The sequence below is a fragment of the Candidatus Tisiphia endosymbiont of Nemotelus uliginosus genome, from assembly GCF_964264835.1.
Classification (GTDB): Bacteria; Pseudomonadota; Alphaproteobacteria; order Rickettsiales; family Rickettsiaceae; genus Tisiphia.
Genome location: NZ_OZ183485.1, coordinates 1,474,296 through 1,497,087 on the forward strand (window position 1 = coordinate 1,474,296; position 22,792 = coordinate 1,497,087).

The window sequence follows — 22,792 nt, forward strand, 5'->3', positions numbered from 1 at the left end:
CTGACAGTCATTACCTTTACAGAAATAAATTTTGAGTCTATTATAACCTGAGTTTAATGTTTGGACTTTGGACAAAAACCCCTGTTTTTTCACAAAATAGAAAGTTTTATAAAAAACCATAGTACCCCACAGATTTTACAGGAGGGTTAAAATAATAAATTGAATAAGTGACTGAGAGTCACTAATCTCCGCTGAGAAACAAGCAACAGGAGGTATTAATGGACTCTCAATCACTATACCAAATATTATACATATTTTTAGATTGGCACCCAGCACGAATTAAAACATTTGCAGAATTAATTTGTGCAGTAGTAAAAGCTAAAACTGTGAGAATCAAAGAATTAGCACTGTATGTCGCTTCTAAAGGCAATTTGCATGCCAAGATTGTTAAAGTTGAGCGTTTGCTTTTAGAACAAAATATGTGCTTTATAAGTTTAGGGAAAATTATTGTTAAATTGCTCTGTCTAACAGGTAAAATTAGCCTTGCCATAGATAGAACCAGCTGGCAATTTGGTATTAAAAATTTGAATTTTTTTGTTGCAACTATCGTTTATGGTAATATTTCAATTCCTATAGCATGGTTGTTACTTGATAAAAAAGGCAACTCTTCTACTAATGAAAGAAAGAAATTGATTGAGCAAATTTTAACAATTATACCTAAGGAAATGATAGAGCTTATCCTTGCCGATCGGGAATTTGTTGGTGAGGAATGGTTGCAATATATGGGTGGAATCCAAAAATTACCTTTTGCTATCAGGCTAAGAAAAAGTGAGAAGGTCAAGCATTTCAACGGTGGCAAGATGAAGTTGAATAAATGTTTTGCCGATATGCAAATGGGTGACACTAAAACTATAGAAAGCAAAATTTACAATGGTATGGCAATTAAAATAACTTGTTTGCAATTAGAAAGAGAGCAACTATTTATTGCTAGTAATGTGCTTATTGGTGAATGTGCTTTGCTAGCATATAAGCAGAGGTGGAGCATTGAGCGACCTTTTCTGTCTCTCAAGTCATCTGGATTTAATATTGAAGATACCCACATTACAGATCAAAAAAAGCTGGAAAAACTATTTGCAATAGTATCTTTATCCTTAGCTATTTGCGTGCTTGCTGGTGACATTAAGAACAAAATTTATCCTATAAAGATCAAAAAACATGGTCGTAAATTATACTCATTATTTACTTACGGATTTGATTGGATAAAAGATTATTTTTATAACTCGTTAAGTGATACCCCTGCTATGTTGTTTTCATTACTACGAAAACACATTATGCATGCTTTTCAACTTCAACAATAAGTGTGGGGTACTATGGGTAATTTATATCTATTGACTTTTAACTAAAACTTTTTGATTATTATAAAATTTTGCTAGACTTCATACCCTAATAATTATATAAGACTTTAACAATTATTGTTAAAGGGCCTGTAGTTCAGTTGGTTAGAACCCACCGCTCATAACGGTGTTGTCGCAGGTTCAAGTCCTGCCGGGCCCACCAATCATTTTTAAAATAATGATTAACCTTAAAATACTTTCCATCTATTTATTAAGATTATATTGTGGTTGTTTTATCAATATCTCACTGATAGTTACTGGGATCTTAATTCTGTCTAATATTTTTGATCTTTTACAACAATTCAAATCTTTATATATACCAACCCACTATTTTTGGAAACTTGTATTATACAAAATCCCATATTTTCTTAATGAAATAAGCGGACTAATTAGCTTTAGTGCTATGTTATTCTTACTCAAAAAACTAACAAAATATAATGAATTACTACTAATGTTATGTAATGGTATCCATATTTGGAAAATAATATTAATTCCCGCTATCGCTGCAATAATATTTGGTATCCTAATAACCACCATCTGTAACCCTATTGGTACCATTGGCTTACAAAAATACGAACAACTAAAAGCCAAATTAACAAATAAAACCTCTGCTAATTTTAGAATATCCCAATCAGGTATATTATTTCTGGAGCAGAATAATATTACTAAACAAATAGTACAAACAAAAGTAATTGATATAGCTAATAATAAGCTAAAAGGTTTTACTTTATTAATGTTGGATCAAAATAATAATTTTTTAAAAAGAATTGATGCACCCTATGCCATTTTAACTGATAATAACTTAGACATCACTGCGGCAAAAATGTATGATGGTCAAAGTGTACAATCTTACAGTCAGCTGAATATTCCCACTACTTTGTCAGTAAATAAACTATTAGATAATTTTATTAATCCTGAAATGATTTCAATATGGGACTTACCCCTAACCATAAAACAATTAGTAGAGGCAGGATTACCAACACTTAATTATAAAATTTATTATTATAAGCAATTATTTAAACCAATAATTATGGGGATTATGGTAATATTAGCTTCTTGTTTTTTTAACTTAAAACAACAAAATAATATCCAAGGTAAAGTTCTGATCCTTGGTTTATTTATAGGCTTTATTACTTATTTTGCCCTAGAAATTGCAGTCAAAATGCTTTCTTATAATACAATCACGCCAGCTTTAGCAGTGTTATTACCAAATATCTGTATATTATTAATAAGTAACCTGTTTATTACCCCTGCTAGGCATGCTTGATATACTCTTAATGGATTTTCAAGAGTTGGATTTTATGTTCCATAAGTGAGCGCGTAGAGCGAAAGGCAAGTATGTGAGAGCACGTGAAACTTTGATCAAATGAAAAAATCAACTCTTAAGCGCCGAAGAGTAGACTGGGGGGGTTATTATATAATGATAGCAGTCTCATGAATAAATGTAGGAAATTAATCTCAGTTCGCTCCTGCTACTACATAAATAATCTATTAAAAACACTCAAAGGTTGTTGATCAATAGAGAGAAAAGAGTTATAAATTTGAGTTTAGGAGAAATCAAAATGTTGGCAAAATTTTTTAGTAAATTTGCATCGGATATCGCTATCGACCTAGGCACCGCAAATACTTTAGTATATGTTAAAGGTAAAGGGGTCGTACTTAATGAGCCGTCAGTAGTTGCCCTCATTAAAGAAAATGGTACCTTTAAGCCCTATGCATTTGGGCACGAAGCAAAAATTATGTTAGGCCGTACTCCCACGGATATTGAAGCCAAAAGACCTTTAAAAGATGGAGTTATTGCTGATTTTAAAGGAGCAGAAGAAATGCTCAAATATTTTATTAAAACAGTACATAATCGCCGATCATTTACCGGGCCGATGATTATCATTTGCGTACCTTCTGGGTCTACTCCAGTAGAACGCAGAGCCATCCAAGAAGCAGCCGAAAGTGCAGGAGGAAGAGATGTGTATTTAATTGAAGAACCAATGGCAGCAGCGATTGGCGCTGGATTACCTGTCACCGAAGCCACTGGTTCCATGATTGTTGATATAGGCGGCGGCACCACAGAAGTAGCAGTCTTATCATTAGGTGGTATTGTCTATGCTAGATCGGTACGTGTTGGCGGAGATAAAATGGATGAATCAATCATTTCGTACATTAGGCGGCACTATAATTTATTAATTGGGGAAGCGACAGCAGAAAAAATTAAAAAAGAAATTGGGACTGCTTTCGTAGACGATAATTTAGAACCAAGAGTAATGGAAATTAAGGGACGTGATTTAGTACATGGAATTCCCAAAGAAATGTTATTGAATGAAAAACAAATAGCTGATAGTTTAATTGAGCCAGTCAGCCAAATTGTTGAAGCAGTCAAGGTTGCCTTAGAATCTACTCCTCCTGAACTATCATCTGATATTGTAGATAAAGGTATTGTGATGACAGGAGGAGGCGCATTACTACGGAACCTTGATTATGTACTAAAAGAAGCAACTAATCTACCAATTATAATTTCTGAGCATGCCTTATCTTGCGTTGCCCTTGGAACTGGCAAAGTATTAGAAGATTTTCCTAAACTAAAACATGTGTTATTTAAACAAGATTAACGATGGCCTTAATTGAAAATAGAATAAAAAATACTAATGAAGTATCAATATTCATAAAGTCTATATTTATCACTTTAAAACGACTTTTTATTTTATTTTTTTTAATCTTATCATTCTATATCTATATATCTTCTCCGCAGCAACTAACTAATATTTCTTTAGAAATTGTAAGTCATTGTATTTCTGGTATATTCTCAGTGCACAAGGCTTTGTTTAAGAAAATTAACCTACTAACTCAAAATATTGGGTACATTAAAAATTTAGCAAAGGAAAATATTGACCTTAAATTAGAAGTCGCCCGATTAAAGCATTTACAGAACGAACTATATATGATTCAAGCTGAAAATACTGAGCTTAAAAAGTTATTGTCAGTGGTAGAAGAAGAGCAATATAAACATATTGGTGCTAGATTAATTAGCGTCTCTCTCAACCCTTTTAGTAAAACTGCAGTGATGTCTGCAGGCACCAAACATGGAGTAGAAATTAATCAAATAGTTACTCACGCTGAAGGATTAGTTGGACGCGTAATACAAGTTAGCAATAACTACTCAAAAGTAATTTTAATTAACGATGTAAACTCTCGAATTCCCATCACTACAGCTGTATCAAGAGAAAAAGGTATTATGAGTGGAGGAACCAATGATGGTAAAATTCTTTACTTACCCAAAGCTCATCTCGTACAAAAGGGAGAAAAAGTAATCACCTCTGGCCATGGTAATATATATCCTGCCGGTATTACGGTAGGGTATGTTAATAATATCAAGCAAGGAGATATCAGTGTACAGCCAGTAGTAGATTTGTCTAAAACAGAATTTGTTAATATATTATTGCCCAAATAGATTAAATAAATATATGTTTGGACAAAATCCCAAAAGATCTCCCACCTTTAATGATGGCACTAACCTGGCAATAAAACATATCTTCAAAACTATCCAAGGAGAAGGCCCTTTGGTAGGAACTCCTGCTGTCTTTATTCGTCTTGGCGGATGTAATCTTGCTTGCCATTTTTGTGATACTGATTTTGAAGACTTTAATATTTTAAGCCTTAAAGAAATTATTGAAAAGGTTTTAACTCTATCTCATAATTTAAATGAGCAGAGAGTAATAAATTTGGTAGTGATCACTGGCGGAGAACCTTTCCGTCAGGCTATTGAACTATTATGTGATAGTTTGGTAAACTTAAAATTCGCCGTACAAATTGAAACTAATGGCACGTTATATCGCAATATTGCTCAGCAAGTGCAGATAGTGTGTTCCCCTAAAGTGGCCAAAAATCGCTACTTACCTATACGAGAAGACTTAATAATTCGTCTTCAGGCAATGAAGTTTTTAGTTGCTAAAAATATCCTGGCCTATTCCTATATACCTGAGCTAGGACAAAGCAAATATAATATTCCAGTTTTTGTCCAGCCTATGGATCAAAATAATCACATTATTAACAAAGAAAATGAAAAACTTGCTGTTGAGCTAGCGCTTAACTATGGCTATCGTCTTTCCTTGCAAACTCATAAAATTTTAGGAATAGAGTAAAAAATTCCTTAAACTGAATATAAAAAACCTCCTACTTTAGTTTAAATAGGAGGAAAAATGAGGATGTTTAGTAATTAACTGTTGTTAAGCATTTATATTTAAGCTACTGCATCAAATCCGTGAGCATCACCGGTAACAAGTACTGCCCCTTGCTCTAGCTGCACATGACTTATATCTATTGTAGGATGGTTAGAGTCAGAATTCTGAGGTTTTAGATATACTTCACATGGGCCAATTATTTTAGTCAAAGCGCTATAATCATTTACTTTTACCCAATCTTGTGTATCAACTTTTTCAGGCTTCTGCCCACTCCCACCATTTAAAAGAATTTTTGCTTTTTCTGAACCAGCATCTATATGTATTTCTACTGTAGAGCCCACTAAATGTCCACTTGCATATTTGTCCGGCATAGAGCCTAAAGTTGTTTTGCCTTGGGTATGAAATTGTACGGGGTATTTAGAATAATTAACTATACATTGAATAGTATTATTAGGTATCTCATTCTGGATAGTGTAAGGACCTGCTTGGTTGCCAGGCACGCGTACATGTAAAATAGAACCTGCTACCCAAGGATAGTGGCCAGGCGCTAAACCTGTACTCATGTCATCAGAAGACAAACTAGTGAACGGGTGTAGCACTTGACGAACCGTTGGTTTTGACATTGTATTATCTTTAGACATAATAATTCTCCATAAACTTAATTGTGAATAGATGTTAATACTTAACACAACTTAAAGGTTAACATTTATTAAATATTAATTAAACAATATAAAGGTAGGATGTATTAAAAAATTTTAATTAATGTGTTTAAATTACACATAAATATATTGAGATTATTTTTATGGAGATATTAAATATCATTTAAGAATTTTAACAGGTAGGGAAATGGTGATTCAGGATAAAAAAATTATTCTGCTGCTGCTTCCTTATTATATAATTTATAATACTCACATTTATTAGCCATTAATTGCAAGTGAGTACCTTGCTCAACTATCATTCCAGCTTTCATAACCACTATATGATCTACATCTTGAATACTGGCCAAACGATGAGTTATGATTAAAGTAGTTTTATTTTTACGAGTATTTAATAAAGAATTGAAAATTAATTGCTCGGAATTCTGATCTAAAGAACTGGTAGCTTCGTCCCATATTAAAATGGGCGCATCTTTTAAAAAAGCCCTAGCTATTGCTAGACGTTGGCGTTGTCCCCCTGATAGAGTAGAGCCTTGATGACCAATTATAGTATCATACCCTTCTGGTAGCTGGGAAATAAATTCATCCGCATCTGCCTGCTTTGCAGCAGTAATAATCTGCTCTCGCACCGCATCAGGTGTGCCATAAGCAATATTTTCAGCAATGCTAATATCAAATAATGTAGTTTCCTGAGTAACTAGGGCTACTTGCTGCCTTAAAGAGCTAATTTGTATGTCTTGAATATCATGATTATCAATTAAAATTTTTCCTGTCGAAGGATCATAAAAACGAACCAGTAAATTTGAAAGGGAAGTTTTACCACTTCCAGAACGCCCTACAAAAGCAGTGATTTTACCTCTTTCTAACTTTAAATTAATTAATTTTAATGCTGCTTTATGAGGGAAACTTAAACCTACTTTATCAAAAATTATTTCTGGGTTGTTTAATTGCACAAGCTTGGCATTTAGCTTATCTTTTATAGTAGGTTCGGTATCTAATACATTAAATATTCTCTTAGTGGCAGCTATTCCTTCTTGTAAATTGACATTTAATGATACTAAACTTTTAAATGGTCGATAGGCCGAGACGAAAGCAGTAATAAAGGCGAAAAGAGCCCCAGGCGTAGTTTTCTCCATCATAACCAAGTAACCACCGTACCAAATGATGCCTGCGACAGCCGTGCCACATAATATTTCCATAATTGGCGAAATTAATGCATCTAATTTTGCAGTTTTTTTTAAGAAATTCAAAATATTAGTAGAAATCAATAATGCTCTATGGCTTTCTACTTTTTCTCCCAAAAAAGACTTAACGATTTTAATGGATTGAAAGGTCTCATCTAACCTGGAAGTATAATTAGCTAAATCTTCTTGGGCATGCCCAGATATTTTACGAATTTTTCGCCCTAATTTTTGAATAGGGTAAATGGCTAAGGGAAATACAATGAATACGATACAGGATAATATTGGTTCTAACTTAACCATTAATATTATTAGAAATAAAACGGATAACAGATGTTTGGCACAACCGACAAGCAAATTCGATACCGCGCCCCGCATCATTGAAATATCATTAGTAAAACGAGATATTAAACGACCTGAGGATTGAGATTGAATAAATAAAATATCTGCACATAACAAATGCTCATACATTTTAATCTGCAGATCAGTTAAAACTTTCTGACCAATAAATTTAATTAAATAGCTTTGATAATACTCGGCAATGCCCTTAACAGCAAAAGTTAATATTATAGTTAAGGGTAGTATAAGCAGCATTTTACTATCATGAGTCAAAAATAATTGATCTATAATTGGTTGCACTAATTTGACACTAATAGTAGAACAAATCGCTGAAATCACCATAAAAAATACGGCAATCATTAGCTGCTTTAAATAAGGTTTGATATATTCACCTACCAATCTTTTGAGTGTAACATATGCACTATAGTCATATTTTATTAAGCTAATCTTTTGTAACTTTTGTTTCTTAAATTTATTAGAGCCTGCTAACAAAATAACCTATTTATTTTATAATTTTTGATGAAAATTTTTATGCATCCTATTACCGTTATATAGATAAACTACTGTGGTAAACAGTAGTAATAATAATAACAATAAAAACCCTAATACTAAGGGCAAGGAATGAGAATATTGCCACAATTTCGTACAAAAAAAGGGCGTAGTAGATGAAAGCAACATACCCCCCACTGAATGAGAGAGACCATACATTCTATTGCGCATGCTAGTATTAAATATAGATTGCATAATAATTTGTAAGGGGATCATGTAAAAAGGCGCAAGCACTATAAGAAATATAGGAAAATAAATTAGATAATTATTAATAGGTAGAAGAAGTTGAGCCCCAATTACTCCGCATAAGCTTAATAATAGTGATATTATAATTTGCAACTTAGGATAAAATTTATCAGCTAATTTACCAGAAATGATAGACATTATAGCATATATTGCTATTAGTAGTATATTTATCCTCTGCTCTTGAGAAAAGTTATTAATTAAAGAAAACTGAACCAAAAAAACCCCCCAAAAAATAATTAAAAAATGATAAATACCTCCTATAGTACCACTAATTATCAAAGCTAAAATAAATTTTTCTGTTACTTCCTTAATGATTTTTATTAAGTCAAAGAATCTTACTTCAGAAAAGATATGAATATTTTTAGATTTTATAAATTCTTCACTTTCCTCAAAATAATGGCGCATAAATATTATGAGTAAGCCAAATATTCCCCCAATAACAAAATTAATACGCCATAAATATTGAATGCTAGTAAATTCTGTTGCAAAATAATACATTGCTGCCGCTAACAATGCACCAATTTGGCTACAGCATACTACAATACCATTAGCATAATTTTTATAAGATTTCCCCACTTTTTCTACAACATAAATTTTTATCCCCTCACTCTCACCAGCTAGACTGATAAAAAATAGCATCCGACAAAAAGTTAAAATTAAAGTAGCAAATATGCCAATTTGATCAAATTTAGGAATAAGGCCAATTAAAATCGTGGAGGTAGTAGCAAAAAATACTGAAATTTTTACTGTGGTCGCGCGTCCGTACTTATCTCCAATAAAGCCAAAAATAATTGACCCCAAAGGTCTTGCGATCACTGCTATACTAAACACAGCATAAAATAGTATTATTGGATTATATACGGTATTAGTAGGGAAAAAATTCTTAGCTAGAGTTGCGGCGGAGAATCCAAAGAGGGCATAATCATAATAGCGTACGATAATTGTAAAAAAAGCAATTAAAAATGCAGGCCTTATCATATGTTTTATTAAGGAAAACTTTACTATTTAGCTTTAAAACAAAAATTTAAAGTTATATAATAATTATATATCAACTTAGCAACAGCAAATTTTGGCTTATAGTAAAAACAATTACTGAAATAACTTTATGATCATAACGAGAAGATATTATGATAAAAAATATATGGATAAAACTTAAATATATACTATATACAATAATATATCTAATAGCTACTTTTATTATTGCTAACATTATATTATTAGAAACTTTACCTAAGGATGGGCAGTGTCATTGCGGAGAAACCCCTTTATTAATACATTATGTTCTTGCTGCTTTTATAACTGGGGCTCCTATAATTACCCATATTTATCTAAAAAATCGCACTGCAAAAATTAAAACTAAGATCAATAATTTATGATCGGCAAATTAAAAGGCAAGATAGATTCGTGTTTTAAGGATTATGTAATTATTGATGTTAATGATGTGGGATATTTAGTATATTGCTCTAGTATGACTTTAAATCAATTAGAAGTCAATGGAGTATATCAATTATTAATTGAAACTCATGTACGAGAGGACCACATTAATCTATTTGGTTTTATAACTTTTGAAGAAAAATATTTTTTCAATTTATTGCAATCTGTAGGTGGTATAGGCACTCGCATGGCTTTAACGATTTTATCAAATTTATCTCCTTCACAAATTCAATCTTCTATACTGACAAGAGATAAAGAGGCGTTTAAAGTGGTGTCAGGAGTGGGCAGTAAATTAGCAGAGCGTATTATTGTGGAATTAAAGGATAAAATTGCAAGCACATTTGGAAATACTCACCACCTGAGCAATACTCATGGTAAACACGATAGTAACATACTTGGCATAATGTCAGATGCGATATTAGCCTTAACTTCTCTTGGTGTTAACAGAAATGAAGCACAAACTTTAGTACAAGAAATTATTGCTAATAATGCAAATATTTCCATTAATGAACTAATCAAACTTGCATTAAAAGCCCGTGGAACTAATGTCTAAAAATATTTTGTCAAGTGATAAACTACCCACAGATCATGAATTTTCTTTAAGACCTAGTTACTTAGCAGAATTTGTCGGGCAGCAACAGATTAAAGAAAATTTATCTATTTTTATCCAAGCAGCCAAAAATCGTTCTGAGCATTTGGATCATACATTATTTTATGGTCCTCCTGGCCTTGGCAAAACCACCTTAGCCCAAATTATTTCTAAGGAAATGGGAGTGAATTTCAAAACTACTTCAGGCCCTGCTATATCAAAAGCGGCTGATTTGGCCGCTATACTTACTAACTTACAAGAAAAAGATGTATTATTTATCGATGAAATTCATCGGCTTAGTACTAATATTGAAGAAACATTATATCAAGCAATGGAAGATTTCGCGTTAGATATAATCATTGGTGAAGGGCCAGCTGCTAGAACGGTAAAAATTAATCTACCAAATTTTACGTTAGTAGGAGCAACTACTAGACTTGGGCTCTTAAGCAACCCCCTAAGGGATAGATTTGGTATCCCTCTACGATTACATTTTTATAACGTGGAAGAATTAAAATTAGTTCTTATTAGAATTAGTAAATTATTAAAAATTAACTTAACTAATGATGCCTTAGAGGAAATAGCGCGACGTAGCAGAGGTACTCCCAGAATTGCTATCAGATTAGCAAAAAGGGTAAGAGATTTTGCCTCAGTCGAGGGTAAGATAGAAATTGATCAAGATATTGCCAATATATCCTTAAATCGTTTAGAAGTGGATAAAATAGGTCTTGATAGTAATGACTATAGATATTTAAAATTTATAGCCGATAATTATGCGGGCGGACCAGTAGGAATCGATACTATTGCTGCTGCTTTATCTGAACAACGTGATGCTGTTGAGGAAACAATAGAACCATATTTAATCCAAATAGGCTTACTGCAACGTACTCCGCGCGGAAGAATCATTACTAAAAGCGCCTTTGAACATTTGGGCCTTGAGAGTGTAAATCAAAATTTTAAATTATTTTAAAGTAATAATTGCTATAGTCAATTAAGATGAATTAGGGATGCTGGAAGAGGCGCGAAGCTGAAGAAGATACGATGGTAAAGCAACGAGCCACGACGTCCATAATGTATATTAATTGACTATACAAATAGCACGATCACTCTAATGAGTAGATAGAGGAATCAAATTAAGGTTATTTTGTATCAATTTATAATTCAACTGACCCTTGAATATTTATATTAAACTACTTGCATTGCAACTTAAAGTAGTTTAATATATTTAAAAATCTACTATTAATTTTTTAAATGACCTTATTTCTGCCTTTTCTATCAATTAACCATATCTTAGAACAAGAATATCATAATCTTAGCTTGTAGTATTGTGTGAGCTTCATAGCGGGCATCGTCACGTATTTTACTTTAACTAACGAACCTTCTTTTTTATTACTTATCTCTATTCCTACTACTACCTTGCCTTTAATAATGGCAAAACCTGCCATATTGCAACGCTTCATGTTAAGGTTAATAATTGCCTTCTCGTATGGTATGGTAATTAGCAAATTCCGCACATACACCAATAACTACAACATATTGCATAATACCATAACCAACCAGCTTGCACCCAACAATAATACTAATGTATTAAAAGTTGAAGAATGTATAATTTCCCCTGTCCAGGGGATAATTAAAGAAATACATTCTAGTAATCATGCTATCCAAATTACTTTGCATCAAGTTAAAGTGTATCAATTATACTCGCCTATACCGCAACAACTAACAAAAGTTAGGATAACTATCCCAGCAAAATATGCCAAAGAAATTGATATAAATAGCACTATAAAAATAGTAGCAAAACTTTGCAGACCGCAAAGTAGCTTATTGCCTGGCGGTTATGATTTTAGTTTTTATGCTTACTTTAATAATTTAGATGCAACTGGCTTTGCATTAGCTCCTCCTGAAATTATATCCCATAATATCCTTACTACTCATAAACTGTTATATAATATTAGAAAAAATATTTATACCCGATTAATACAAGTACTTGGTACTCTTAAAGGCAATTTTGCAGCTGCAATATTATTGGGAGAAACAAAATCTCTAGATAAAAATATAATGCAAGCGATGAGGCAAGGAGGAATATCTCATATTCTTTGTGTGTCCGGTTTACATTTATCCTTAGTGGCCACTATCCTATTCATCGCGATACGATTTCTATTAAATTTATCAAATTATATAGCTTATAATTATAACATAAAATCTATTGCAGCAATTTGCTCTTTAATTGGTAGTTATAGTTATTTAGAATTAACCAATATGCAAATTGCTGCTACTAGAGCTTTTATTATGACAGCGATTTTTATTTATGCTCTGATGATAGAACGTGCAATTTTTCCTCTTCGTTCCCTGGCAGCTGCAGCATTTATAATATTATCGATCAATCCAGAAGTGGTATTTTACCCAAGTTTTCAGCTGTCTTTCATCGCGGTATTGTCTTTAACTAGTGGTTATGAATTTTACTTAAAGAATCAATGGATTTTAGGAGCAAATCAGGGAATATTTACGAAGATAAAATTTTATTATGCTTCTAATATTTATTCAAGCCTTCTGGCCGGAGTAGTAACAGCGCCTGTGGTAATAAATCAATTTTATACTTTCCCTACTTACTCTATCATCATGAATCTTATTGCCGTGCCTATAATGTCTTTCTTTTTAATGCCTTTAGCAATTATGTCGTTATGGTTCATGATATTTGGCATAGAGCAATATTGTCTGAGTTGTATGGGGTTTTTTATTGATTTAATCATTAAATCTGTAAAATTTACCACATTATTACCCTTCCCTCTTTGGCATGTAGGCTATATCAGTAAACTTAGCTTAACTATATTTTTATTGGGATTTTTTTGGATTTGTTTATGGCAAACAAAATGGCGTATTTTAGGGGTACTAATAATATTAGTTTCGTTTATTTTAATGCTAAAATCTCCTGTTCCTAATTTTATCTTTGATATCACAAGCAATAATATAGGATTAAAAAATAATAATTCTAAACTTGAAATTCATACTTATTCTCATAAATTCAATAGTCAAAGAAACACATGGCGGGGTAGCATCAACACACAAGCTACAATATCAAAATTTAAACGCCTTTATTGGGCACAGTGGTTTGGCCAAAAAGACGCTAAAATAGTTAGGACTCCAAAAAACATATTTATTTCCGATGGCAATAAACTCGTTATCAATTCGCAACCAATTGAGCATAACACACAATGTGAAAATGTAGATATATATCTTAATTTAGCAGATAAAAATCAATGCCAAGGTCATAAAATAACTTTATCTAGAGAGTACTTACAACAAGCTGGAGTCATAATGATCTTTTGTAATCCTATACAATGTAAAGTGGTAACCAATAATAATAGGTTTAGGCTCTATTGACAAAATTTTTTACTAGGTTCTGTGAAGATTTCTATGTAACCTGGATTCGATATAACTTGTTACATCGAATTTTAGAGAAATATATAGAAACTATCAGTTTAAAGCGGTTTTACACCTGATTGTTAAAATATAATATTACAATAGATGATTTTAATTATTAAAATCATCTATTGAATGATGAAAAAAGTTAAAATACATATGAAGAATCGCTTCGAGTATGCATTTTTCCTTATAACAAAGCCAATTTGATATAAGAATTAATAATTCTTATATCAAATTGAGGTTATGTAATGAGTAGATTTATGCAGAAAGTCTATTTTCTTGACAACCCAAATTGGTTGCATCCCCATTAAACCTTAACATAACAAGAGCTAGGTTATTATTTTGTCAATTCTTCAAGAATTTGCAGTAGAGAAATGCTAAACGTCTCTTTTGTACTAAAATGGCATTTTTAAGCCAGGTGGCAAACTAATATTACTAAAAGCATCCGCCATAGAATTCTGGGAGTCTTGATCGGCTTTGCTTTTAGCATCATTAAAAGCAGCAATAATTAAATCCTCTAGCATTTCTTTTTCTATTTCTCTAAGTAACGAGGGATCTATCAAAGCTTTACGAGCTTCTCCTCGCCCAGAAATAACAATCTGCACCAATCCCCCTCCAGCATTGCCAGTATATTCAGCGCTAGCCATTTGATCTTGCATCTCTTGCATTTTCTTCTGCATAGATTGTGCTTGCTTTAAAAACTGATTAAAATTTGCCATATTAATTTGTCCTTTAATTATTAGATTATGCAAAGCTTATCTTATAGCCAAAGAGATGTAGTTAACCTGAATTTGATGTAACAAGTTACATCAAATTCAGAGAAATATATAGTAACAATCAGGTGTAAAGCAGTTTTACACCTGATTGTTACTATATAACATTACATTCAATAGATGATTTTAATTATTAAAATCATCTATTGAATGATGAAAAAAGTTAAAATACATACGAAGAACCGTTTCGAGTATGCATTTTTCCTTATAACTAATCTCAACTCGATATAAGAATTATTAATTCTTATATCGAGTTGAGATTAGTTAGTAATATTTGCATGTTAAGTTCAGGTTGCCTAAGGCCGTCTAAGTAATACGTAAGCATGACCAAATCCTGCAAAATTATGGGACCCTCTACAGTACCTAAATCTCTTTGCCTATATAATTCTCTTCTTTATTTCTTTACATCCCGAGCAAAAGCTTAAAGGAGTTGACAAAACAATTTTTAATCCTTTATCAAGAGTTAAAGGGCAACAATTGCAGTAGAGCATACAACTTCACCAAAAAAAGAATCAGATATTAGGCCCATTTAAAGCAGTATACACTCCTATGATTAAAAGTTGGTAGACGATAGAATCAACTTCAAGGAGCGCTAGGCAGTACTATATATAGTACGTGAGCACCATCAACCTCTAGAACACACCAACGCCAATTCTTAAAATTCCTAGAGTATCCACTACTTATCTAGTAATATATCGGAGATAGTGATATCTGGAAAATGTCTGATTAAGGTTTGCCAATCTTGACTTGTTTTGACCTTCTCGATAAATTGTTCTTTTAGAGTAATGATTTTCAATTGTTTCGTAACGATAATATTATAAGCATTGCCTGACCAAGCCAATAATAAATTATTCAGTTGTTCCTGTATTGTGACATTAAAGCTCTTACCCGCAAGTTCAATGCTATTATTCGTGAAAGACTTAATTTCTACTTCATTCATTAAATAATAATATATTTCCATTTCATTATGTAAATATAAATAACCAAGAAAGGATAGAATTTGATTATGTAAATTAGATTCTTGGGAAGCAGGCAGCTTTAACTGATGAGCTAACTGATTATCTGCCTCTGCTAGTTCTTCAATAGATGGCAGCATTTGGCAATAAATAGATTTTATTGCCAACATTTCTGCTTCTATCAGTTGATTATGTGATATTTTTATTTCCATAACTCCTTTACTGTATATCTGCCAAATAATCGATAGCTGGCAAATAGTCACTTGCGATAAAATATTCGCTATTTCTTTGCTAAAAGCTTCGTATATTGGATTTTGATAATTAGGCAACATCTTCAATTTGGTGAGATATGCAATAAAATCTGATAAGAGTCCAATAAACACTTCAAGATTTGCTGAGGCCATATAAAGTTCATGCAGCAAATCCAATGATTTAGCCGTATCTTTAGTAATAATAGCTTCCATAAATTTAATAATACTTACAGTGTCTACTAGCCCAACTATTTGACAAATATCAAGGGCAGTAATTATCTCGCCCTGCCCTAACCCTACTACTTGATCTAATAGCGAAATAGCATCTCTAGCTGAGCCATCCGATCTAGAGGCGATTATTTTTAAGGCTTCATTGTCAATTTTTAACTGTTCTTTATCAGCAATTTCTTGCAGTAATTGAAACAATTCTGACAATGTTAATCTTCTTAAATCATATCGTTGGCATCTAGAAATTATTGTTAGTGGAATTTTTTGGGGTTCAGTAGTAGCAAATATAAATATTATATGTCTAGGGGGTTCTTCAAGGATTTTAAGTAAAGCATTAAAAGCACCTTTAGACAACATATGTACTTCATCAATAATATAAATAGTATATTGAGCTATTAAGGGCTTATATTCACTACTTTCTATTATTTTACGAACATCATCTACACTGGTTTTACTAGCCGCATCAATCTCTATTATATCTGGGTGATTATTATTATTAAAGCTAGTACAATTCTGACAATTGTCGCAAGCACTAATATCTTGACCTTGGATTTGTCGGTTAGTACAATTAATAGTTTTCGCAATAATACGCGCCGACGTTGTTTTACCAACTCCTCTAATACCAGTCAGAAGATAACCTTGTGCTATTCGCTCTTTAGCAATAGTATAGCTTAAAACTTTTGTTAACACTTCTTGCCCATATAACTTTGCAAAATTATTTGGGCGATATTTTCTGGCAAAGTTAATATATTGCTCAGGTAATTTTTTACTACTTATATTCACAGAAATACGATAGAAATATTAGTGTTGAGTTAGATAACTGGCAATTTACTTTGCCGAGTTTTTTAAGTGTTTGTAGCCTATATACTAAAAATCGTTTTATATTGACTGATACTTCTTTGAACCACCGAAGTGACTATAGAATTTGCTTAAGATTTTTTGGAAACAATGACGCCATATACTCAATATTGCTAGCAATGACCCACTACAAACTACTTTGGCTGCTTTCTTTCGAACCTGACCACCTGAGCAGAATTCATGCCCACTACTAGCAGTAAGTAAAATAGTCATTTTCTTTACTTAACGCAAGCTATTTTAATCTGAATATTGTATAAAAATTTTTCTGCCCAGAATTGTTTTTCTCATATATCACACAATACTAAATTTCATGTCAGTTAGATGAGTTGGCAAGTCTTACAAATTCTTCTCACAAAATTGCCAATTAACCAGAGACTCTATATAGGCTGATACATAATCAGGGCGTTTATTACGATAATCAATATAATATGCATGTTCCCAAACATCACAAGCAAGCAATGGTTTAATGGATTTGGTAATAGGAGTTTCTGCATTACTGGTTTTAACTATTTGCAATTTACCATCATTCAACACTAACCAAGCCCAACCGCTACCAAATTGACTTATTGCCGCTTGTTTAAATTCTGCAACAAAATTTTCATAATTCGTAAAATCTTTATCTATCATCTTTAATATTTTACTACTAGGCTTGCCTCCTCCTTGTGGTTTAATAGAATGCCAAAAAAAGCTATGATTCCATACCTGGGCCGCATTATTAAAGATAGTACTTTTAGACGGATCTTGAGCTGAGGCAATTATTAATTCTTCCAAGCTCATTTTTTGTAAAACTGGCTGATCTTGTAATAAATTATTTAAGTTAGTTATATATGCTTGATGATGTTTACCATGATGATAATCAAAAGATTCGGCAGAAAGTATAGGAGCAAACCCCTTCTTATCATATGGTAATTCTGGCAGAATAAACGGATAGGATAGTTGGTTTGCTTGAGGACAATATATCATGTAATTTACTCCACTTATTATTAAGGTTAGGCTGCTTCTATTAACTTTAAAAAATCTGCTGCCAAAAACAAAGAGCCAGTGATTATAATATTAGTTCTTGCTTGTTTTAAATTGCTTATCTCCCTAATAGCGTCTTCTAAAGAATCGCTAGGAACAAATTCTATTCCTACCGCATTGCCTCTATGACTTATTGTCTCACTGCTATAACTCATGACTTCAGATAAAACCCTAACACCGTATCCTTTTACTGTCAATCGCTTTAAATGTAAACAAAAATCCTCTACATTGCGATTTTTTGTCATCCCTAAAATGAGATAAACTGGCGGCTTTAAATTATCAGCAATCCAAGCGGACAGCACTTGGGCTCCTGCACTATTATGCGCACCATCTAGCCAAATTTGGACATGCTCCCCCGCTAAGTGAGAATATTTACCAAAAGACATTTTTTGCAACCTAGCAGGCCAATTGATATTTTGTAGCCCCCTTTCTATATTGCCATTAGTTATATTAAATCTAGTATTAATTAAGCTAATGGCGGCAATAACCGCCCCAGCATTGATCAGTTGATGGTCACCTAGCAAACAGGGAAATGAAAATTGGTGATTAGCATTCTTGGATAAATAAGTAAAATTATCGGCATTTTTTTTGATACAAAAATCATATTCATAACAAAAAGCCGGTGCATTTAAGTCTTGGCATTTTGCTAACAATACTTGATATACTTCTTCTACTTGACAACTAATCACACACGGAATATTTGGCTTAATAATACCTGCTTTTTCGCTTGCAATAGCTGGCAGTGTATTACCCAATTGTTGCATGTGATCGTAAGAAATAGGAGTAATCAGCGTAATAAGAGGAGACGCCACTATATTAGTCGCGTCCAATCTGCCCCCCAGCCCCGTTTCAAGGATTAAGATATCGGCTTTGACCTCAGCAAATGCTAAACAAGCAGCAGCTGTTATACCTTCAAAAAAACTAGGTTCAATATTCTCCTGTAAGCTTGCAATTCTTACTCTTTCACATACTTCAAATAAAAATTGATCCGAAATTTTTTCTCCTCGTATTACTATTCTTTCATTAACTTCTAATAAATGCGGAGAGGTATAAGTATGTACTGTATAACCTGCTTTCTGAAATATACTCTTAAACATTGCAACGCTTGATCCTTTACCATTAGTGCCAGCTATATGAATTACGGGAGGTAATTTCAGGTGCGGATTATTCAATATTCCTAGTAATCTATTAATATTCACCAGATTATACTGGATATTTTGTTTCCAGGGCGCAGTAGGAAAATGGGGCATTCTCATAATTTCTCTCAACTAACGATTTCTAGCAATATGCTGACATCAAATAAATTTAAATTACTATTTTTAGTGTAAATTGCTTGACTTATTTAAATCTTTGTCTATACATTACATTGGTTAAAATTGTATTAATATCTTAAGTATTTCTAACGCTGTATTAATTACCAATATTTCAATAGTAAAAGTTGGAGTTAGCTATTAAATAGCAAGACAACTTCCCCACACGCTAAAAAGAAATAGCTTAGCAACGGCTAAGGCTCAAGGATAATAACGCTAATTTATATCGCTATACTGGATAATTGATTGGCGTTAGGAATCAATTCTTTCAATCCTATTAAAATACAATTTTATACACTTAACCTCAATTAGATATACCATAATTATATCGTATTAAGGTCACGCTAAAAGAACTTTATTAATTAAAAAAAGATTTTTCGTTATGTTACCAGAAAAATGCCATAAGTACAGTACAGCAGAATTAAACGCTAATATAATAAATGCTCGAAAAGAACAAAAGACTCAGGAAACTGATTTAATTATTATAGATGAAATCTGTGTAAATCAAATCACCCAAATGCAAAACAGTTTTATAGTTGAAAGGAATAGTAAGCGCAAAATAAATAAATATCAGGAGCTATTAAAAGTAATAAATACATGTAATAACGCTAAGGAAAATGCTAAACATTCTAAATACCTTGCAGATCAAAAGTTAAAATCTGTAGAAGATTGTTGGCACCAAAAAGAGCAAGGCACAGTCAATAAAATTATTGTAGCAGAAAGCCAATTTAATCAATCAACCAATACAAATTTTAGTGTAATAGACACAATGGAGCATAATAATATAAGTACGAGTCAGGATGCAGTTAATCTTACTAGCACACTATTGAACCCATTTCATAATAATATCACTTATAATAATGCTACCCTCTCTGCAAGTGAGGGAAAGTTGATCACAAGAGAAGAAGCGCACTACAATGCAAGAATAGTTTCACGGTTATCTCCTCCTATTTTCACTGAGCAGGAAGAAACATCCGAGATTAATAATTCAATTAATTGGACGGAAATTTTTGTATATGCAACAGGTACGCTAGCCCTCCTATCTGCAGCTAAACTATTATATTGCTGGGGAAAGGTGCAGTTACAACGCAAGATTTATCCTGAAGTAATTAAACAGCACAATGAAGAGGAGCCTATGCTCTCCATGGAGCATTTGTCTTATGACTCTCAAATAGTGAAAATATTAATAAGTGGTGACGCTGGTATCATAGAAGTTGATACAGATCATCTTAATGATCTTTAATTAATACTCATATCAAGTTGCTTTCAAGACAGTAATAGGAGTATGAGTGGTGAAGTGCGCGGAACCTAGTAGATCGAGGTGAGCACGACGAATCCCGAAATATAATGTGAAGAAAGCAATTTGGTATCAGCATTTTGTATGTATACTCCTATGGCTTAAAGAATTGCTAGACTATAGAATCCACTTCAAGAATTTCAAGAGTTGTGCCACAGCTCTTGAAATAGGAAGAAAGCGTATCCTATAAAATTAGTTGAATATTAATATATAACCAGCTAATATACAGGCCTTCTATAAACTAAAATAACATCTTACATACAATGATTAATGTTACTTTTCCCGATGGATCAACAAGACAATTTATAAAAAATATTACAGGATTGGCAATAGCTAGGTTGATTTCCCCCTCTTTAGCCAAAGAGGCGTTAGTGGTAGAAATCAATAACCAACTGCAAGACTTAGATCTGCCTATTGAGTTTGATTGTAATTTAAGAATTTTAACCAATAAAGATCCAGAAAGCTTGGAAGTAATTAGACATGATGCGGCACACATTACTGCTCAAGCAGTAAAAGAATTATTTCCTAATATTCAAGTCACTATTGGCCCTGCAATTGAAAATGGCTTTTACTATGATTTTGCCACCGATAAACCCTTTACTCCTGAGGACTTAGTCCAGATCACTGCTAAAATGCAGGAAATCATTAACAGAGACGACAAAATTACTAGAGAAATATGGGAACGGGATAAAGCGATAGAATTCTTTAAAGGGCTAGGAGAACATTATAAAGCAGAAATTATCTCCGGAATTCCAGCCAATGAAAATATTATCTTATATAGGCAAGGCAATTTTATTGATTTATGCCGAGGCCCTCATGCTTTATCAACCGGTAAAGTACGATATTTTAAGTTAATGAAAGTAGCTGGGGCTTATTGGCGTGGAAATAGTAACAATCCTATGTTACAGAGAATATATGGTACTGCATGGGCAACCAAAACACAATTAGATGACTATCTTTATATGCTAGAAGAGGCTGAAAAGCGCGATCATAGAAAATTAGGGAGAGAACTAGACCTGTTTCATTTTCAAGAAGAGGCGGTAGGAATGGTGTTTTGGCACGATAAAGGCTGGAACATATATAATATTATTGAGCAGTATATTAGGAGAAAAATTAGGAAAGCTGGATATCAGGAGGTAAAAACCCCTATTCTACTGGATCAAAGTTTATGGCAGCAATCAGGCCACTGGGAAAAGTTTAGAGAAGATATGTTTGCTTTAAATTTAACAGAGGATAAAATTTCAGCACTTAAACCTATGAGTTGCCCTTGTCATGTCCAGATTTTTAAGCAAGGAATAAAAAGTTATAGAGATCTACCGCTGCGCATGTCTGAGTTTGGATTATGTCATAGAAATGAAGCTTCAGGCGCCTTACATGGGCTAATGAGAGTTCGAAGCTTAGTTCAGGATGATGGCCATATATTCTGTACTGAAGAGCAAATTAATAGTGAAACAGTGAGTTTTTGTAAACTGTTAACTGAAATTTACAAAGATTTTGGCTTTTCTGAAATAAAAATTAAATTTTCAGATCGGCCTATTGATAGGGCTGGTAGTGATGCGGTGTGGGATAAAGCAGAAAGGTCCCTAAAACAAGCAGTAGAAGAAGCAGGGTATTCTTATATATTAAGCCCTGGAGATGGTGCATTCTACGGTCCTAAGCTAGAATTTTGTCTTAAAGACTCAATAGGTAGAGAATGGCAGTGTGGGACTTTACAGGTAGATTTTGTACTACCAGAACGTCTTGATGCTACTTATATCGCGGCAAATGGTGAGAAAAAAAGACCAGTAATGCTGCATAGGGCAATCATTGGATCTTTTGAAAGATTTATTGGGATATTAATAGAAGAATATGCCGGCCGTTTTCCACTGTGGCTAGCCCCAGCGCAAGTAGCTATTGCCACTATTACGAGCAACCTACAGCCCTACGCCTTAGAAGTTAATACATTATTAATTAATGCTGGCGTTAGGACTGATATTGATGTGTCTGGAGAAAAAATTAATTATAAAATCCGTAATTTTTCTAACAATAAGGTACCTATAATAGCAGTTATAGGTCAATATGAAGTAGAAAATAACCTACTTACTATACGATCTCTTGGTTCTGAGCAACAAGAAACGATTAAGATAACAGAATTAATAAAACTTATAACTGAACAAAATGAACGCTATTTCACATAGGC

The 22,792-nt window shown here is 32.8% G+C and carries 19 protein-coding genes, 1 tRNA gene and 1 other RNA gene; 12 read left to right on the forward strand and 9 right to left on the reverse strand.

Features of this window, described 5'->3' with window-relative positions:
* Positions 1 to 218: 218 nt before the first annotated feature.
* The 6 genes from ACFELV_RS06530 to ACFELV_RS06555 all read left to right on the forward strand — a co-directional run bounded on the left by ACFELV_RS06530 (position 219) and on the right by ACFELV_RS06555 (position 5,467).
* Positions 219 to 1,298 (forward strand): IS4 family transposase, encoded by a 1,080-nt coding sequence (locus ACFELV_RS06530; RefSeq protein ID WP_375326208.1) that lies wholly within the window; start codon positions 219 to 221, stop codon positions 1,296 to 1,298.
* 122 nt (positions 1,299 to 1,420) lie between these two features.
* Positions 1,421 to 1,497, forward strand: a tRNA-Ile gene (locus ACFELV_RS06535).
* 15 nt (positions 1,498 to 1,512) lie between these two features.
* Positions 1,513 to 2,601 carry an LptF/LptG family permease gene (locus tag ACFELV_RS06540; protein WP_375327261.1) on the forward strand — a complete coding sequence of 363 codons (1,089 nt, stop codon included), beginning with the start codon at positions 1,513 to 1,515 and terminating at the stop codon, positions 2,599 to 2,601.
* 295 nt (positions 2,602 to 2,896) lie between these two features.
* Positions 2,897 to 3,937, forward strand: a complete 1,041-nt coding sequence (locus ACFELV_RS06545; RefSeq protein ID WP_375327262.1) for a rod shape-determining protein — start codon at positions 2,897 to 2,899, stop codon at positions 3,935 to 3,937.
* Between the two features lie 2 nt (positions 3,938 to 3,939).
* Positions 3,940 to 4,776, forward strand: a complete 837-nt coding sequence (mreC, locus tag ACFELV_RS06550) for a rod shape-determining protein MreC (protein ID WP_375327263.1) — start codon at positions 3,940 to 3,942, stop codon at positions 4,774 to 4,776.
* Positions 4,777 to 4,789: 13 nt separating this feature from the next.
* Positions 4,790 to 5,467 carry a 7-carboxy-7-deazaguanine synthase QueE gene (locus ACFELV_RS06555; protein WP_375327264.1) on the forward strand — a complete coding sequence of 226 codons (678 nt, stop codon included), beginning with the start codon at positions 4,790 to 4,792 and terminating at the stop codon, positions 5,465 to 5,467.
* Between the two features lie 98 nt (positions 5,468 to 5,565).
* Here ACFELV_RS06555 and ACFELV_RS06560 read toward each other — a convergent pair whose 3' ends face one another.
* From ACFELV_RS06560 to ACFELV_RS06570, 3 genes are all read right to left on the reverse strand, one after another.
* On the reverse strand, positions 5,566 to 6,147 hold the full coding sequence (locus tag ACFELV_RS06560; protein WP_375327265.1) for a hypothetical protein: 582 nt from the start codon (positions 6,145 to 6,147) through the stop codon (positions 5,566 to 5,568).
* Between the two features lie 227 nt (positions 6,148 to 6,374).
* Complete coding sequence (locus ACFELV_RS06565; RefSeq protein ID WP_375327551.1) at positions 6,375 to 8,129, reverse strand: ABC transporter ATP-binding protein; 1,755 nt, start codon at positions 8,127 to 8,129, stop codon at positions 6,375 to 6,377.
* Positions 8,130 to 8,189: 60 nt separating this feature from the next.
* Positions 8,190 to 9,455, reverse strand: a complete 1,266-nt coding sequence (locus tag ACFELV_RS06570; RefSeq protein WP_375327266.1) for an MFS transporter — start codon at positions 9,453 to 9,455, stop codon at positions 8,190 to 8,192.
* A gap of 149 nt (positions 9,456 to 9,604) precedes the next feature.
* On the opposite strand from ACFELV_RS06570, the gene ACFELV_RS06575 reads away from it, so the two are divergent.
* From ACFELV_RS06575 to ruvB, 3 genes are read left to right on the forward strand one after another with little or no spacing between them, the layout of a single operon-like run.
* Positions 9,605 to 9,853 (forward strand): Holliday junction ATP-dependent DNA helicase RuvA, encoded by a 249-nt coding sequence (locus ACFELV_RS06575; RefSeq protein WP_375327267.1) that lies wholly within the window; start codon positions 9,605 to 9,607, stop codon positions 9,851 to 9,853.
* On the forward strand, positions 9,850 to 10,464 hold the full coding sequence (gene ruvA, locus ACFELV_RS06580; protein ID WP_375327268.1) for a Holliday junction branch migration protein RuvA: 615 nt from the start codon (positions 9,850 to 9,852) through the stop codon (positions 10,462 to 10,464). Before ACFELV_RS06575 ends, ruvA begins: the two co-directional genes overlap by 4 nt.
* On the forward strand, positions 10,457 to 11,467 hold the full coding sequence (ruvB, locus tag ACFELV_RS06585; RefSeq protein ID WP_375327269.1) for a Holliday junction branch migration DNA helicase RuvB: 1,011 nt from the start codon (positions 10,457 to 10,459) through the stop codon (positions 11,465 to 11,467). The genes ruvA and ruvB overlap by 8 nt, the downstream gene beginning before the upstream one ends.
* A gap of 334 nt (positions 11,468 to 11,801) precedes the next feature.
* Here the strand turns inward: ruvB and ACFELV_RS06590 are convergent, their stop codons facing one another.
* A complete protein-coding gene (locus tag ACFELV_RS06590) occupies positions 11,802 to 12,011 on the reverse strand; it encodes a hypothetical protein (RefSeq protein WP_375327270.1) in 210 nt (69 codons plus the stop codon).
* A gap of 22 nt (positions 12,012 to 12,033) precedes the next feature.
* On the opposite strand from ACFELV_RS06590, the gene ACFELV_RS06595 reads away from it, so the two are divergent.
* Positions 12,034 to 13,878 (forward strand): ComEC/Rec2 family competence protein, encoded by a 1,845-nt coding sequence (locus ACFELV_RS06595; RefSeq protein WP_375327271.1) that lies wholly within the window; start codon positions 12,034 to 12,036, stop codon positions 13,876 to 13,878.
* Between the two features lie 437 nt (positions 13,879 to 14,315).
* On the opposite strand, the gene ACFELV_RS06600 is transcribed toward ACFELV_RS06595, so the two are convergent.
* From ACFELV_RS06600 to ACFELV_RS06620, 5 genes are all read right to left on the reverse strand, one after another.
* Complete coding sequence (locus tag ACFELV_RS06600) at positions 14,316 to 14,639, reverse strand: YbaB/EbfC family nucleoid-associated protein (RefSeq protein WP_375327272.1); 324 nt, start codon at positions 14,637 to 14,639, stop codon at positions 14,316 to 14,318.
* Between the two features lie 730 nt (positions 14,640 to 15,369).
* Entirely contained in the window at positions 15,370 to 16,905 is a 1,536-nt protein-coding gene (gene dnaX / locus ACFELV_RS06605; protein WP_375327552.1) for a DNA polymerase III subunit gamma/tau, read from the reverse strand.
* Between the two features lie 186 nt (positions 16,906 to 17,091).
* Positions 17,092 to 17,185: signal recognition particle sRNA small type (gene ffs, locus ACFELV_RS06610), an RNA gene on the reverse strand.
* Between the two features lie 137 nt (positions 17,186 to 17,322).
* Positions 17,323 to 17,949, reverse strand: coding sequence for a superoxide dismutase (locus tag ACFELV_RS06615; protein WP_375327273.1), 627 nt, complete (start codon positions 17,947 to 17,949; stop codon positions 17,323 to 17,325).
* A 26-nt stretch (positions 17,950 to 17,975) separates the two neighbouring features.
* A complete protein-coding gene (locus ACFELV_RS06620; protein WP_375327274.1) occupies positions 17,976 to 19,262 on the reverse strand; it encodes a bifunctional folylpolyglutamate synthase/dihydrofolate synthase in 1,287 nt (428 codons plus the stop codon).
* 436 nt (positions 19,263 to 19,698) lie between these two features.
* On the opposite strand from ACFELV_RS06620, the gene ACFELV_RS06625 reads away from it, so the two are divergent.
* Positions 19,699 to 20,559 (forward strand): hypothetical protein, encoded by an 861-nt coding sequence (locus ACFELV_RS06625; RefSeq protein WP_375327275.1) that lies wholly within the window; start codon positions 19,699 to 19,701, stop codon positions 20,557 to 20,559.
* A gap of 317 nt (positions 20,560 to 20,876) precedes the next feature.
* Complete coding sequence (gene thrS, locus ACFELV_RS06630; RefSeq protein ID WP_375327276.1) at positions 20,877 to 22,790, forward strand: threonine--tRNA ligase; 1,914 nt, start codon at positions 20,877 to 20,879, stop codon at positions 22,788 to 22,790.
* Positions 22,791 to 22,792 lie beyond the last annotated feature (2 nt).

Coding starts and splice junctions, on each gene's coding strand:
- ACFELV_RS06570 (WP_375327266.1), bottom strand. CDS start 9,455: ATGATAAGGCCTGCATTTTTAATTGCTTTTTTTACAATTATCGTACGC.
- ACFELV_RS06530 (WP_375326208.1), top strand. CDS start 219: ATGGACTCTCAATCACTATACCAAATATTATACATATTTTTAGATTGG.
- ACFELV_RS06560 (WP_375327265.1), bottom strand. CDS start 6,147: ATGTCTAAAGATAATACAATGTCAAAACCAACGGTTCGTCAAGTGCTA.
- ruvB (WP_375327269.1), top strand. CDS start 10,457: ATGTCTAAAAATATTTTGTCAAGTGATAAACTACCCACAGATCATGAA.
- ACFELV_RS06575 (WP_375327267.1), top strand. CDS start 9,605: ATGATAAAAAATATATGGATAAAACTTAAATATATACTATATACAATA.
- ACFELV_RS06625 (WP_375327275.1), top strand. CDS start 19,699: ATGTTACCAGAAAAATGCCATAAGTACAGTACAGCAGAATTAAACGCT.
- ACFELV_RS06555 (WP_375327264.1), top strand. CDS start 4,790: ATGTTTGGACAAAATCCCAAAAGATCTCCCACCTTTAATGATGGCACT.
- ACFELV_RS06545 (WP_375327262.1), top strand. CDS start 2,897: ATGTTGGCAAAATTTTTTAGTAAATTTGCATCGGATATCGCTATCGAC.
- ruvA (WP_375327268.1), top strand. CDS start 9,850: ATGATCGGCAAATTAAAAGGCAAGATAGATTCGTGTTTTAAGGATTAT.
- ACFELV_RS06615 (WP_375327273.1), bottom strand. CDS start 17,949: ATGATATATTGTCCTCAAGCAAACCAACTATCCTATCCGTTTATTCTG.
- ACFELV_RS06620 (WP_375327274.1), bottom strand. CDS start 19,262: ATGAGAATGCCCCATTTTCCTACTGCGCCCTGGAAACAAAATATCCAG.
- ACFELV_RS06600 (WP_375327272.1), bottom strand. CDS start 14,639: ATGGCAAATTTTAATCAGTTTTTAAAGCAAGCACAATCTATGCAGAAG.
- ACFELV_RS06540 (WP_375327261.1), top strand. CDS start 1,513: ATGATTAACCTTAAAATACTTTCCATCTATTTATTAAGATTATATTGT.
- mreC (WP_375327263.1), top strand. CDS start 3,940: ATGGCCTTAATTGAAAATAGAATAAAAAATACTAATGAAGTATCAATA.
- thrS (WP_375327276.1), top strand. CDS start 20,877: ATGATTAATGTTACTTTTCCCGATGGATCAACAAGACAATTTATAAAA.